The organism is Trichodesmium erythraeum IMS101, assembly GCF_000014265.1.
Taxonomy (GTDB): domain Bacteria; phylum Cyanobacteriota; class Cyanobacteriia; order Cyanobacteriales; family Microcoleaceae; genus Trichodesmium; species Trichodesmium erythraeum.
Genome location: NC_008312.1, coordinates 6038623 through 6053337 on the forward strand (window position 1 = coordinate 6038623; position 14715 = coordinate 6053337).

The following is a 14715-nucleotide window of genomic DNA, read 5'->3' on the forward strand; positions in this document are numbered from 1 at the left end:
TCTATTTATTCAAGATATTGAGGTCGGTTAATATTAATCAGAAAGTTAACATCCTCCAACTACATTTCAAAAATAATGGTTAGTAGAAATAATGCTGCGTTACTAAAAAATCTTACGAGCTGAAGAAATATTTATATTGCCGAATTAACACACTCTTTAATTGCTAGTTTAGCTCTAATATCAGTCCTCATAAACGAAGATAATTTTTTTGAGGATATTTTGATTCTAATTTCTTTATATCTCTAATATTTAAATCAATCAATGCTACATTGAAACCCTCAGTAAGCTAACTTATGAATAGTTGCAGCACCAATTCCATAAAAAAAGTTAATGAAATTGTAGTATTAAATTTTTTCAGTAGAGACAAATTTTAGAAATATGACTAAAAATGATGAAGCATGGGAAAAGCTATTTGAGAGATATAAGATATTAGAGGAGGTCAATAAAAACGGCTGTTTTAAAATACAAACATCTCAAATTAATCAGGAACGAGAAAGTCGACTTATGGCAAAATTTGACCATGTTGTTCACTTACCAAAAATTTTCAGAGATAATAATTTATCAATTCTACCACTTTCTCGTTATCAATATATTATTGGTCACTTTTGTACACACTTTCCAGTTAAATATAACCTCAAAATCAAAACTATTTCTTGGCAGTTTCCCAGAGAAATAGAAACCATAGATTACACTAATTTATATTCTGAAAGTTCCGCATTACTTTGTGCATTTAATATAGGTATTCTCCATGACTTAGTTGGCTCAGAAACTAAATTTACTGTTTCAGGCAGAATGTCTACTGGAATTTTTGACTTTTACATTAAAAATTATCTGAACAATCAGCTATATACAATCAATGTTACTAATTCTCAGTGCGAAATAGATGGAGGTTTTGAAACTGATAACTTTTTAATTTTAATCGAAGCTAAAAACTACAAAGTTGAGGATTTTTTAATCAGACAACTCTATTATCCTTATAGATTATGGTCAAAGAAAATTAGCAAGAAAGTTATACCAGTATTAATGACTTACTCCAACGATATTTTCAGTTTTTTTATTTATGATTTTGTAGATATATTAGACTATAATTCTATCACCTTGATAGAACAAAAAAATTATGAAATTGCTTCAGAAAAAATACAGTCAAGTGAGATAAACTTACTACTCAGTAAAATTAAAGTTGTTCCTGATCCAGTAAAAATTCCATTTCCACAAGCAGATAAATTTGACAGACTAATAGACTTAATTTCCCTACTATTAGAAAATGGTTTGACTTCAGATGATATCACAGAAAATTATCAGTTTGACAAAAGACAAACAGATTATTATACAAGTGCTGGAAAATATTTAGGACTCATAGAAAAACAAGGAAAAATATTTACTTTGACCGATGAAGCCAAATATATTTGGCGTCAACCACATCAACTAAAATATTTGAAGTTAATCGAAAAAATTTTGGTACACGAAGTATTTTATCAAGTATTTCAGTTATCTTTAAAATATGGTGATATTCCCTCAAAAGAAAAAATTACTCAACTTATGTATGAAAGTAATTTAGAAATCCGAAATACAACAATAGATAGACGAGCTTCTACTGTAAAAGGATGGATATATTGGATCTGGTCACAAATTGACTAAGTAGATATTAAACTAAATAATGTTATGTAGAGTTGAATTTATATCTAATAAAATTATGCAAGAATTCTTTAACAACGTTTCCCGCTATCCACGATACTTCATTACCATTACCCTTGGTATATTCTTCTTTCTCTTTGACCAACTGAAACCACTTCTAAATAAGCCTATTACGGCGATCGCTCTTATTGGCTTAATTATTGGGACATTTATTTTTCTGGCCTTAACTCTACAAGCTATGTTAGGTATAAATCCAATTTAACGAATCTCAAAACATAAACATTTACCTATTAGCTATGAGAAAATGTAGAAAGAAGACCCATATTATAATCCTTTTATCCAAATTCTTTCATCAAAATGTAGATAATATGTTAAGATAACTATTTAAAGCTTTGTATAATTATCATATATATTATGTAAAAATAAAATATAAATTTATAAAGGCAAAGGTTAATATTAATTTGATGAAGCCGAACCTCAATATCCTCAAGGTTTAGAGTTTAAATATAGCTCTACCCATAACTAACTCATGATACATTGTAATCTATGAATTGATTTTTAATATCTAAATGCTCCCCAAAAAGGATTGACTAATGTCTAGGCTATATGTTAAGTAGTGCGACAAAAGCGCTTAAGTCATAAGGTAATTAGGTGAGAAATAACCTCATAAAAAGTTAAAAAATGGAGTATAGGCTAATGAACGCAATGGAATTTTTTCAAAGAAGTGCTGGTAAATGGCGATCGCAACGTACAACTCATCACCTAGCTTTTAGACAAGCAGAAATTGGACACTCAGATATTGAAGTGATCAACCTGGATGCTAAGGATCCAAAAATACTGGAAATCTGTAAAATGCACGAAATTGATCCAAGTTTAGCTGCAGGAGGGGCTTTTGTAACTTGGGATGGTTCTATGGCATGGGATAAAGATGATGAAAATCATAAGGGGTCAACTGTATTTGCTATTGTTCCTGACTCAGAAAATCCAAGATCTGGCAGAATGTTACGAGAGCGTGGCTATGCTGAAATTATCCCGGTGGTGGGACGTTTTGAGATGGATGATGAAGATGGGTTAAATCTAATTACTGAATATGAAACTATGAGTTCTATTGAAAGATTTTGGTTTACCAGTCCTAATTTGAGGATGCGAAGTAGTGCAGTAAAGAGGTTTGGTGGATTTAATACTTCGACTTTTTGCACAGAGGTACGCTTAGTTGAAAGTAACTCAGATTCACAAACAGAAACACCCCATGTTGATTTAGAATATTACTCTGCTTTTGGTTGGTAAATTAAGAGAAGTCCTATAGCCCCATTAGCTGTATTTAAAAGGATAGAAAATACCCTAATTCCCCTGGTGAGATGCTATAAAAAAATTATCTTGAGAATTATTAAATATCTATCAAGAATATTACAGATTGTTGCGTAAATAAATAAAAGTAAGACCTGAATTCCCTCAATCCCTTAATCTATAAGTTGGGCTCTTAACAGAACTTTCGGGAATCCCAATCAAGTGTAATGTACTATGGCCACACTTGATAAATTATATTTATATTTAATAATTTTAAGGAGATGACGACGTGGCAATTCCATTATTAGAGTACAGACCCAAAAGTCAAAATTCACGGGTTCCAGGTTATGTAGTGCCTGGTGACGACCAACCAATTATTTATTCTGCCGAACTTTTACCCTCAGCGGTAGAGTGGGATGAGTTAATTTGGGCAGCTTATCGCCAAATTTATAGTGAACATCAAATTTTGAAGAGCGATCGCCAAACGTTCCTAGAATCTCAGCTCAAGAATGGCCAAATTACAGTTCGAGATTTTATTCGAGGTTTGCTAACTTCTCCGGCCTTCCGTCGGAACAACTACGAAACAAATAGTAACTATCGCTTTGTTGAGTTATGCGTTCAAAGAGTGTTAGGTCGTGATGTTTATAACGAAGGGGAAAAGCTTGCTTGGTCTATAATTATAGCTACCAAGGGTATTGAAGGTTTTATTGATAAGTTGCTTGATAGTGAAGAATACCTCGACAACTTTGGCTTTGAAACTGTACCCTACCAACGTCGTCGGGTTCTACCCCAGCGTAGCGTCGGAGAAACACCTTTTAATCTGAAGACACCTCGTTATGGGTCTTACTACCGTGGTGTTTTAGGCTTTCCTAAATTTATGTATCAAAATCAAATATTTACCTTTACTCCTCAAGAAAAGAAAGCTAAAGCAGGAGATCCTTCTCTATACTTGAATTTGGTACGGAGTCTTAAGGTACAAGAGCCCGTAGCAAAGACACCAGACCTAGGTAGTGTTAATCTGGATATGGTACCTTATCGTAAGAGATAAAAAAAAGGAAAATTTTGCTTAAAAGTCCGTTCCTTATGGTATGACTTTTGTTAAACAAGAAAAAACCTCTTGCTAGGTTGAAGGATAATTTTATTCCTTAATCTTTATCTTTCAACAGCACAGACTTACCTTCCCCACCTTATAAAGGTAAAATTTATGCTGAAGAATTAAGCAAGAGGTTTAAATTTAGATGCTCCTGATGTACTAACTCCCTAGATATTTCCTACTTCCCAAAAAGGAATGGGTTGTAGGATAACTGAACTTACAAAGGTTTTTAATAAGCTTTGTAGAAGTTCATAGTTCGTCTGTACTATGTCTATATTAGTACTATGTTTAATCAAATTCAATTGGGTTATTACAATAGCCCGATTTTATCCTATGGTTTCGTCATAATCAATTAGTAATATCTAATAGCAAAATTTATCTAAACAAAAGTAAATTTATAGCAATCGAAGTAAAGGTTAGGATGTCAACTTAATAGCATACATCAACTCTACCTTTTTAATCTTCTCTTGTTCCTTCGTATTCACTCAATATGATGGGGTAGGCAATGATTTATAGTTACCAAGACCAACCAAAGGAATGAAGAAAGGAGCGATACAGCTAACGCCACCCTCCGCAAACGTAAATAATAGTTGCCACAGCAGGAATATTCATGGTCTGAGAAATGCGATCATGTACATATTCAAAAAAGCTTGATCCTAGCTTACGAGTAGTAGCAACCAGGAACATAAAAGTATCCTAAGATGCAGTCTCCTCCATCGTCTGAGTTTCATAACTGATTTTGAAAAGTTCTAAAAATTCAGAGTGTAGCCTTAAGGCAGTCGAAAGTTTGGGAGAATCTGTTAAAGGCCAGTAACACTCGGTATCATACCAAAAATAATCCAAGAATTGTTGGAGGAGTTTTTGATAATAATTAACCTTGGGAGTTATAGCACAATCGAAGCAAAGGTTAGGATGTTAACTTAACAGCATAATCAACTCTCAATGCGAAAATTTTCTCTTGTTCCAACGGACTTTCTGAGGAGGTTTTTAATTGGAAACCAATAATTTTCTATTTCATTTAAGTCAGGAGAATATGGTGATAAATATTCAATTTCACTTTGGCACTGATTCTATTAACTCTCTAATTTTTGGGGATTTATGAAAACTTGCATTGTCTAAATACTACTAATTGTCCTATTTTTAATTGTGGCCGCAATTTTTCTGCCAACCATTTTTCAAAAACTACACGGTTATAAGAGCCTTCAAATTGTCTTATGGAGCAACTAATTTGCCCTGACACAAACCACTTATAACACTTACCCTTAGACTTCTTTTTCCTGACTTAAAATCGTAATATCTTTTTCCCAATTCATTCGATCCATAACCATAATCTTCTCTATTGTCCATACCTGATTTATCTATATACACCAACTGTTCCGACCTTTTATCGCGCAATCTTGGCCAGAAATTTTTTTCTTTTGTCTTTATCTCTTTCTCTGTAACCGTAAGTTTTTTTTCTTGTATAACCAATTTTTTTTAACGCTTTACTTATGGTGCGATCGCTTACTGATTCTGGCCATTCAGAAGCCATTTCTTTTTGAGTTTTACTGCCATTAATCTTGGCAAATGCTCGCTTATTGTTCTAAGTCTGGTATTTTGGGATTATATTCTTTTTGATAACCTGTTAATGCTATTATATCCCCAGTTTCTCTTCTTCTATGTAACCAAGTATTTATGGTATTACGACTAATCTTAAATATAGAACTTACTTGAGTTGTACTCATCCCAACATAAATAGCCTTTTAAACTTTTTGTCTTAAGTCATAGCTATAAGGAAAAGGCATAATCTTTCCTAGATAATTTTTCGAGCATTATTTCCTAATATTTGCTTCGACTACTATACCAAAATACTAAAACAGCCTTAGAAAATAGGATATACCAAAAACAAAAATTACAGGATTTACCTGAAGGATATATATCAGTAAACAATATGTTGATATTAGATAAGGAAGGATATACCCATGACTTGAGACATTTAACAGAGGAGCCAGATGAGGTTAAAGTCTCAAGTCCGGTTTTGAAGACGAGTCGGGTAAGGTAACTTACCTGGCGAATGTTTAACATTATTCGCAACGCAACCATATAATAACTGTAGTACCACCATTAATTACTAAATCTTGCTCTTTTAAATAACTAGGTAACCATTCAGTCTCTACAGGAGAATATACTTGAATTTTACCTTGCATTTCATTTATCAAATCACGAGCAATAGCTAATCCTAATCCTGTTCCTGGAATATTTGTTTTAGCTTTTTCTCCTCGATAGTTTCGTTCAAATAAGTGTTCTAAATCTTTTGCTGAAATGCCATAACCTGTATCGCTAACAGCTATAGCTAACATTTCTTCTGTTTCACTATTAATTGATTTATGATGACTTGTTTGCGGAGCTAAAGTTGCTAACTTAATATAAATATTTCCTTGAATAGGAGTATATTTTAAAGCATTATCAATAATATTACTTAATACTTCTCGTAAAGCTTTAGAATTAGCTTTTATGGTTGGTAAACTATCAGGAAAATCAACTTGTAAATCTATATTATTTTCATTAGCAATTGCTTTAGCAGAAACTAATAAAGGTTCTAAAACTTGTTGTACAAAAACTGATTCTAAAAAATTCGCTCCAGGTAAAAGTCCCAGAGGTTTATATTTTTGATTAGCTTCTTGATGAACATCTATGATTTCTTCACCTTGAAAATACTGATTTTCAGCAGAAATACTCAATATTTCTTTCCCAGCATCAACAGTTTCATCAATTTGTTCAATTAATTCTCTAAGTCGATCACTTTCCCGTAAAATACTATTAGTTATATTCCAGTTTTTGTCTTCTGGTAAAAATTTTTTTAGTAATAACTTACCAAAAGTTCGTAGGGCAGTTAATGGACTTTTTAACTGATGCAGTATATTATGCATCGTATCAAACTGTTGGACTTGCAACTCCTGTTGTTGCTGAAATTGCTGTTTTAACCATTGAGAACGTTGATCTAGAATACAGGCTACAGTAATAGTATGAGCTACTTTTTGAATTTGAGTTTCTTCTTTTTGAGTCCAGGGTCGGTCTTCTCTTGCTGTTACCAGTAATCCTATAACTACTCCATCATGGATTAAGGGTAAAACAATTTGACATTTTGGCCAAGGATGATTTTGACTCCCAGAATTTGATTCTTTTGTATAATTGCTTGCTTCTAAAATCGGATAATTTTTGCCCATCATTAGGGGGGCTGCTGACAATTTTGGAAGGTTATCTAGTGTTTGTATTTCTGAGTTGACCTTTAAAACTGAAGTTTTTTTCTCATCTTGGGGTATTTCTGGATATACAATAATAGGAATTAGCTTGGCTTCACCCCCTTCAGCCAGTTTTTCTGTCAAGTAAACTATACTTAAAGTTGCACCCAAACTAGATACCAGAGATATCTGGGTTCTACAAAGTCCAATAAATTCTGTACTTGTGGGCATGAGAATTAGAGCTATTTGTCGTATTTTCCACGGTTATATCAGTATTTTTTAGATTTTAGATAACGCAGCTTATATTTTGTATCAAAATATTAAAAACACTTGAGTTTTTCTGTTATAATTTATATAATTTTATCAAATTTGGTAGCCATAACTACACTCATCGGGTAACACAGGAGGTAAGGAAATTGGCTAGAAGACGTAAGCGTAAAAGTCGTCGAAGACAAGAAGGACGCAGGATACTTGAGCAAGTTGCTCAGTATAGTATAGAAAGTGGTGAAGATAAACCAGTGACTGCAGCTCGCAAGTTTATCCATTCACAAGGTATTGTCCCACCTGCTGTACTTCTAGTTAGAAGAAATGAGCATACTACTGATAGGTACTTCTGGGCCGAAAAAGGTTTATTTGGAGCCCAGTATGTTGAAGAAAATCATTTCTTGTTTCCTAGCTTAAAAGTTTTGATAGAACTTCAAACACCTGATAAAAAACAGGTACTTAGTTCTACTTCAACTATAACTCAAGTTTAAAGGCCTTGTATTATATTAAACGTTTTTTTATGGGTAAGCTAGTAAGTTTTTTTTGAGTTACTAGCAACAAGCACCAAATTCTAATTAAATTAAGCAAGAGAATAATAATAAACTAACCATTCCAAGCTTGTTTAACTTAGTAGTATATAGTTCAATATATTATTGCCTGAGAAGGTTCAATGAACTAAGATTTTAAGTTTCCATCTGCCAATGGACTTAAACTCTTAGTTATTTTTATAGCTTACCAAAATAAACTACCGATAATGTTTTAATAACATTTTTTAACAATGAACAACATAAATATCTACTGAAAGGTTTAGCTTTACTTATCTGCATCTGAAAAAAGAGGATTAATTACTTGAGACAAAAATTAAGCTTCAATATACAAATAAACTTAAGCTATAAGAATTCAGGCGAGAGTAATTACGATTTACCTCAATATCTGTAACTAGTTAATTCCTGATACAGATTGACTAAACAATCAAAGGATGATATGATACATAATTAAAATTGAGTTATATTTATTACAGATATTTAACTACAAAGAACCGTATATAAATTTTCAAAAAAAGGAACTGACAAATATCATATTATAGATAAAAAAATATAAAAATTCAAACTTAAAATAGATTTATAGAGTAATGCTTGTTACCAGTTACTATCAACTAAACCGCTAATAATTTACTGACTTTACTACAAATCTGTGGTAGCCAATAAATTTATGCAATTAATGTGTTTGATTAGTATTTAAATACAAGTAAATGAAATAACTTGTAAATATTACTTATAATGGTCTTTTTTTAATTCCTACATATCTAAAATTCATTATTGGGAAAGATTGACATATCATAGTAGCACCAATATATCTTCTTTCGCCTAAATCTTTAACTTAATACTTTAAAAATATCTTAGTTATTTCTTATAACTATAGCTTACCAAAAAAAAACTACCTATATAGTTTTGATAACATTTTTTAACAATACATTTCTAGCCGTTTAGTTAAAATTTTCCTTGCTGCATTATGCTCTCTATCAGGTTTATAATCGTAGTTTATAAATTCGTGAGTTCCCTCCAGATCATGATCCCAATGTATTTGACCACAATTTGAACATTCTTGAGACGTAAAGACGTAAAATGTGGATGTACCGCAACAAAAACAATTCTGTCCAACTTAGTATAATATTCAAACCATTCTGTGTTAAGCTTAATCAGCTAGCTTATCCAACACAACTAGTCTTCAGAAACGTAGGTAATACTTTTACCTGATCATATCTACTCTCCTAAAAGTTCAAACTAAAGGCTACATTCATTTCTTCATATTAACATATTGTCTACCCATAAATACTCTTGAGATAGTTCCTTTAATTTTTGGTTTGGGATATTCTTTCTTATTTAGGGCAGATTTTTGACCGTGGTTATGTAGGTATAACAGTTGCTCATTATTTTGTTTGTTGTCATTGCCTTTTGAACTTGAAATAAATTCTTTCCTGTTTGTATACTTTTCAACCTCTGCTAGAAGTCTCACTTATTTGATGGATCAAAACTTTGACCCTATTTAGACCAGCTTCACGAGTTGATGTTTAGTTGTTACTATATGGCCTATGGTGCAAACCTAACAATAGGGCATTAGGAATTTTAGCAACAAGGAAATAAAACTTTTTTGAGTAACCGTATATTTAAACTCCTTTAAGAATAGTATCAAGTTTACCTCACCCGGTTATTCAAGCCTTTACCCTAGGCAGACTAAATTTTCAAATCTCTTTATTTGCCTACCAAGCAATAGAAATTGTAACTGGCCTCTCATCTCGACCTATTGCAACCAACTATTGCAACCAAAATAATTGACTTGAAAAAAATCAGCTATACTGACTATTTAAACACAAAGTACGAGTTTTAGTTAGATTTACTGTAAGTCTTGATCTTTGTTAGTTTTTGTCACAAAATAGGCCAAAGTTAATCAGCTTGATATTACTTTTAGATTGATTATTGGTATCCTTTCAAGCTTAAGGCTGTTTGTAAAGCTGCTAATTCATCCCTATGACCTGTTATTGAAAGTAAACTTTTGGTTTGAGAACCCTCAGTCAATATTCCTTCGAGCTTTAGTTCGACTTTTTCTGGACGTTTAGACTTTTGCCAATAAAAAATACCGGCTAAAGGTGATACTAAAACTAGCCATAGAAGGTATTTACTAGATTCAGGAACCAACATTGATATAGCAAGCCCAAAACATAAAGCTCCTAGTGCGGCTAATAGTGTTAAAAAAAATGCCAAGAACCAACTAGGACGAACTATTCCTTCAAAAGTAAGTTGATTATTAGCTGCATTAACATCAATAATTCGGTATGCGCGATCGCTAAAATATTCTTTGAGTTGCTTTAAAAGTAAGTCTGCTTCTTGTTCAGCTATCAATTTCAGATTTTTAGTTCTAGGTTTGACTGATGCCTTAATAAAAAAAATCAGACCAATACTAGATAAAAATGTCAGTATAAATGATGATATTAGAGCTGTATTATTCATGCAATTTTAGATTTTAATTGTTTTTTATCTATTCTTTTTTACAAATATTTATAACTTTAAAAAAAATATTACCTGCTTTGTGCTCAACTACAGTTAGACCGTATAGGTATATTTTCAATATGTGAAAAGTTGGTACAAAAAAATTAAAGCTTTAATTTTTTTCCCAAAATCAGCAGTAAAATTGCTCTCACTTGATATTATTATCATCAGCTTTTTTTACAAAATGGGTGGTTAAATTTGAGGCCGAATATGAGGATGATTAGTATATTCAGACCAAAGTCTTGCTAAATTTATAGCTTGGGGTCGCCACTGAGGAATAAGTTGATACATTTTCCGTGGACGTCCTCTTCCTCCCACTTTTTTCCAATAGCCAATAACTATACCTTGGTCTTCCAGAAATTTTAGAGCACTATACAACACAGTATCGGAAAGTCGATAAATAGGATAGTCTCTTTTTACTTGGCCAATCAATTCGGTTCCATAAGAGTCTCTTTGCAATAGTATAAATAGGACATAGCATACTGCTAGTTCTTTATTTAGATAGAATGGAGGGGGACTTTGGAAAAATTGATAAATTTCCTCAAAAGAAGTCATCTGAATTTACCAAAAAATTGGGTTAAAAGCCTCGTCCTTCTTGGACGACTTTTTGGTTTTTTTGAAAAACTATAGTTATTATTATGTCAAGTAAATGTTATAATAATTTATATATTAGGAAAAATACAGATTTAGCATCCTCAATAGCTTGAACACAGTAGATGAAAGCCAAAATATAATATATGGCTTTTAATCAAGACTGGAATATAACCAAATAAGGTTTAGATGATAACATTTCTCTAAAATTAGAACTTTTCTACTTAGCTAAGTTCGGTGGTAGGAGCGAAATAATTGAATATTGCTACAAAATACAGAAGAAGAATTAACATTAACGATAGGGAGCAGGGATAAGGAAGGTTATTCTCTTTGTATTAATTACTTAAATTTCTGAAGCGCTGCCCCAGTTTAGTATTAATGTATGGGAGTTAGTATAAAATTAAAACTATTATAGTATGGAAGCATGATTATGAGCTTTTGAGATTACACCAAGTGCTAAAAAAATTCTTAACTAAATCATATTAGAATATTATCAAAAATTCAACTTACCCAATTACTAGATGTGGGAAAGGTTTATACTATTAAGAGTTAGGGAATGATAGAAAATCCAAAAATAATTAAATAAGCTAATAAATATTATTTGCTAATTAGTAGTATCATTCTGGAATTAATCCATTAAGTGCTATTGCATTATCTTTTGCAGACATTTTAAGCCATTTTTGACTCTCCGAGATACAGTAACAGCACTAATTCCCATTCGCTCGGCTGTTTCCTTTTGAGTCAAGTCACAGAGAAAAACAAACTCCAAAACCTTACGAGTGCTCTCCTCCAATTTAGACAATGCTTGCTGTAAACGAATTTGGTCTTCTTGAGCTAACTGAAAACTACGATACTGACTATCCGGGACTAATTCTCCCAAACTAGTAGATCCATAAGCTTGATCTTGAACTGGAGCATCTAAACTCAGAGGAGCAAGGTTACGACAGGCCATTTGAATTTTATGCCACTGGTCTAAAGAAATACCTAGAGCAGAAGCTACTTCTTGATCTGTAGGTTTTCGCTGGAACTTCATTCTCAGGTCTTGTATCACTTTCGTGGCCTGCCGATCTATAGCTAACCAATTTCTGGGGATGCGTACAGAAGGGCTTTTATCTCTTAAATAATGCTTAATTTCTCCTCTGATATAAGGAGTAGCAAAAGAACTGAAGGCTCGTGCCTTAGAAACATCAAATCGTTCAATTGCTAGAATTAATCCAATATATCCGACTTGGAGTAAATCATCATAAGTTTCGCTACATTTATTTAACCAATGATAAGCTTCTTTTCTTACAAGTCCAACATTAAGTTGAACTAATTTGTTCCGAAGTTCATAAGAAGGAAACTGTTGATATTGCTGTAACAGTTTTATGGTTTCACTTTTTAGTTCTTGAGTGATGTTGGTAGACATAGATATATTATCGTTTATACAATCTACCGCTTATCGTAGATTGCATATATATTATATTAATAGATTTATCAAATAAATGCTGTGAAACAAGGAGCATTAGACTGTGATATCAAACACAACTAGATAATCATAGCTTTAGTTAATGATGCTTATTTGGAGCTTTTATTAAAAAAGTTTGGTTTCTAGCTTTGCCCCTCCATTGGGTAACTAGTTGTTTTTCTAGTTGTTTTTTTTGAATGTATATCTTAATAGTAAATACTAATTAATTAGTTTAGTCGCGGGGCATTCCTGGAAAAAAAACTGACTTACTAGCTAAGGGGTTTGACTAAAGTCAAGCTAGAAATAGACTAACTGATAGGTAAGGGGGAGTTTATGTGAAAACTTTAAAGCACCGAGTTGCTTTGGCTAAACAAGAACTTTCTCAAGAACTTGACATCCGGGTGGGGAGGATGTCTAAACTTATGCTTTTCAGTTTTAGAGTATTTGTAATGAATTTGTATCATTACTCATTATATTAGACGGCAGATGAGCAAACAAATGACGTATTGGGTAAATGGTGAAAATATTGTATCGTAGTGCACATATTAACCCGCTAGCAATTGATTATGTTACCTGACTGGTAAAGAAAATCTTTACCCGGAAAATGTTCTCAAGGAAATATCATAAGAAAATCAAAAACCCAGAACACCTTTGATAGTATTAAGAATTCTACTTGGTGTTAGTTATTTGATATACTTCTAAGACAGATTTTGATATTTATAATTCTAATATAATTTTATATCATTAAGTGATTATTATTCACCCCGACAAATTAAATATTATGTCGGGGCAATATGTTAATCAGCCTAATATAGTAAATACACAAGTAAAGATTAAGACAGCTAGAGTTCTTAATTTTGTTGGGCTAGGGCAGAAAGTTAATAGTTGGGGATCGAGAATATATAATATTGCCAGACTACCCACCCTACACCAAAAATTTAATATTCCTTTAACAAATAGTTGCTAAGAAATTGTGTCGGTGTCTACCCGACCGTAAAAATTACCACGAACTTTAACTTCTAGAGCTTCTTTTGCTCCTAAATCTGTATCAGAAGGCTGAATGGCCTCAAATATACCAACAACTTCACCTGTTTCGCCGTCTACTTTAGTAATTTGAAGGGACATTTCACCAGCTTTGAGAAGAGTCTCTGCCGACTTAACATTGGCTTTAACAAGCCCTTGAGAATCTGAACTAGCTGGCAAAGCTACTGCATTATCATATCCTGAAGTGACACCACGACCTTTAGGGTCTAAGAAACTAGAGCCTCGGTAGGAAGGAACATTGTATAGTCCCTGAAAATCAGTAGAAGTATTGATAGCAGTAATATTAGGCTGGCTCTTAGCACTAAGTCCTTTGACAGTAAATAGAAACGGTACTTCTTCTCCACCTGGTAAAAGAATAGTTATAGGTTGAAAATCAATACCATATTGTTCGTTAAATGTCAAAGAATTATCTTCATTAAAAACGAGTTCACCTGTTATTTGATCTAAGGTAGAAGTGTAACGAGTTAATTTTTTTCCTTGAATAAACTCTGCTTTTTGGCGTTTATTAGTTGGTTCTTCCTTAACGAAATAGGTCGTTGGCTTCAAACACAAATCTGTTAAGGTATAAGATTGACTTTGGTCAATGGCAATAAAACCACGAGCAGTTTCTGGTAATTCTGGACAGTTGTTGGCCAAGCCAGTATTTACAATGTCTTCATAAGTAAGTGGTTTATTGCTATCAGGGGTTTCTGAACAGGCAGTTAAAACACTCAAACACACAGCTAATAGTAGAGCAATTAAAGTGCGATACTTCATTGTTAACCTCAAAATTCAATATTCAATATTTGACATTGCTACTGCGTTCTATAGTTGATGCAGTATCAATGATTTGTTTTAGATTTTAGATTTTATGGGAGAGTCAGGACAAATAAAATAGGATAAAGTTATTCTTCACATTCTCAATTGACTTGTGCGAGAGTAGATTTATCTTTAAGTTGCATTGACCCAAAATAGTATTTTACATTGTTGGTTACTTTTTCCTAAATTGAGTTATGTAAATTAAATTTGTATGAGTATATATATTTATAGTTAATAATTCAAAAGGGAGAGTGACTGATAATTTTTTTATTTGCTAAGACTTACTGA

General features: G+C 32.5%; 11 protein-coding genes and 1 pseudogene. 5 read left to right on the forward strand and 7 right to left on the reverse strand.

What is annotated here, in order from left to right; translation table 11 throughout:
• Positions 1–378: 378 nt before the first annotated feature.
• The 4 genes from TERY_RS18775 to TERY_RS18790 all read left to right on the forward strand — a co-directional run bounded on the left by TERY_RS18775 (position 379) and on the right by TERY_RS18790 (position 3970).
• The gene (locus TERY_RS18775; RefSeq protein WP_011613269.1) at positions 379–1638 is read left to right on the forward strand and encodes a type II restriction enzyme; all 1260 of its coding nucleotides are present in this window, start codon (positions 379–381) and stop codon (positions 1636–1638) included.
• 55 nt (positions 1639–1693) lie between these two features.
• Positions 1694–1897, forward strand: a complete 204-nt coding sequence (locus tag TERY_RS18780) for a DUF751 family protein (protein ID WP_044137813.1) — start codon at positions 1694–1696, stop codon at positions 1895–1897.
• A 434-nt stretch (positions 1898–2331) separates the two neighbouring features.
• On the forward strand, positions 2332–2922 hold the full coding sequence (locus TERY_RS18785; RefSeq protein WP_011613271.1) for a phycobiliprotein lyase: 591 nt from the start codon (positions 2332–2334) through the stop codon (positions 2920–2922).
• Between the two features lie 289 nt (positions 2923–3211).
• A complete protein-coding gene (locus TERY_RS18790; protein WP_011613272.1) occupies positions 3212–3970 on the forward strand; it encodes a phycobilisome rod-core linker polypeptide in 759 nt (252 codons plus the stop codon).
• 603 nt (positions 3971–4573) lie between these two features.
• Here the strand turns inward: TERY_RS18790 and TERY_RS37445 are convergent.
• The 3 genes and pseudogenes from TERY_RS37445 to TERY_RS18805 all read right to left on the reverse strand — a co-directional run bounded on the left by TERY_RS37445 (position 4574) and on the right by TERY_RS18805 (position 7467).
• Positions 4574–4702 (reverse strand): hypothetical protein, encoded by a 129-nt coding sequence (locus TERY_RS37445; protein ID WP_370495847.1) that lies wholly within the window; start codon positions 4700–4702, stop codon positions 4574–4576.
• Positions 4703–4947: 245 nt separating this feature from the next.
• Positions 4948–5739: pseudogene (locus TERY_RS31220) on the reverse strand (IS630 family transposase).
• Between the two features lie 339 nt (positions 5740–6078).
• Positions 6079–7467, reverse strand: coding sequence for an ATP-binding protein (locus TERY_RS18805; protein ID WP_011613274.1), 1389 nt, complete (start codon positions 7465–7467; stop codon positions 6079–6081).
• Positions 7468–7652: 185 nt separating this feature from the next.
• On the opposite strand from TERY_RS18805, the gene TERY_RS18810 reads away from it, so the two are divergent.
• Positions 7653–7991 carry a DUF3155 domain-containing protein gene (locus TERY_RS18810; RefSeq protein ID WP_011613275.1) on the forward strand — a complete coding sequence of 113 codons (339 nt, stop codon included), beginning with the start codon at positions 7653–7655 and terminating at the stop codon, positions 7989–7991.
• Between the two features lie 1983 nt (positions 7992–9974).
• Here the strand turns inward: TERY_RS18810 and TERY_RS18820 are convergent.
• The 4 genes from TERY_RS18820 to TERY_RS18840 form a co-directional block, all read right to left on the reverse strand.
• Entirely contained in the window at positions 9975–10508 is a 534-nt protein-coding gene (locus TERY_RS18820; RefSeq protein WP_011613276.1) for a cofactor assembly of complex C subunit B, read from the reverse strand.
• A gap of 231 nt (positions 10509–10739) precedes the next feature.
• Positions 10740–11102: a helix-turn-helix transcriptional regulator gene (locus TERY_RS18825; RefSeq protein ID WP_011613277.1), complete on the reverse strand. Its 363-nt coding sequence runs from the start codon at positions 11100–11102 to the stop codon at positions 10740–10742.
• 679 nt (positions 11103–11781) lie between these two features.
• Positions 11782–12546, reverse strand: a complete 765-nt coding sequence (locus tag TERY_RS18830) for a sigma-70 family RNA polymerase sigma factor (RefSeq protein WP_011613278.1) — start codon at positions 12544–12546, stop codon at positions 11782–11784.
• A gap of 1002 nt (positions 12547–13548) precedes the next feature.
• Positions 13549–14385, reverse strand: coding sequence for a photosystem II manganese-stabilizing polypeptide (locus tag TERY_RS18840; RefSeq protein WP_011613279.1), 837 nt, complete (start codon positions 14383–14385; stop codon positions 13549–13551).
• Positions 14386–14715: the final 330 nt, after the last annotated feature.

Excerpts from the sequence above, each read along its gene's own strand:
- TERY_RS18775 (WP_011613269.1), top strand. The coding sequence starts at position 379 with ATGACTAAAAATGATGAAGCATGGGAAAAGCTATTTGAGAGATATAAG.
- TERY_RS18780 (WP_044137813.1), top strand. The coding sequence starts at position 1,694 with ATGCAAGAATTCTTTAACAACGTTTCCCGCTATCCACGATACTTCATT.
- TERY_RS18785 (WP_011613271.1), top strand. The coding sequence starts at position 2,332 with ATGAACGCAATGGAATTTTTTCAAAGAAGTGCTGGTAAATGGCGATCG.
- TERY_RS37445 (WP_370495847.1), bottom strand. The coding sequence starts at position 4,702 with ATGTTCCTGGTTGCTACTACTCGTAAGCTAGGATCAAGCTTTTTTGAA.
- TERY_RS18805 (WP_011613274.1), bottom strand. The coding sequence starts at position 7,467 with ATGCCCACAAGTACAGAATTTATTGGACTTTGTAGAACCCAGATATCT.
- TERY_RS18820 (WP_011613276.1), bottom strand. The coding sequence starts at position 10,508 with ATGAATAATACAGCTCTAATATCATCATTTATACTGACATTTTTATCT.
- TERY_RS18825 (WP_011613277.1), bottom strand. The coding sequence starts at position 11,102 with ATGACTTCTTTTGAGGAAATTTATCAATTTTTCCAAAGTCCCCCTCCA.
- TERY_RS18830 (WP_011613278.1), bottom strand. The coding sequence starts at position 12,546 with ATGTCTACCAACATCACTCAAGAACTAAAAAGTGAAACCATAAAACTG.
- TERY_RS18840 (WP_011613279.1), bottom strand. The coding sequence starts at position 14,385 with ATGAAGTATCGCACTTTAATTGCTCTACTATTAGCTGTGTGTTTGAGT.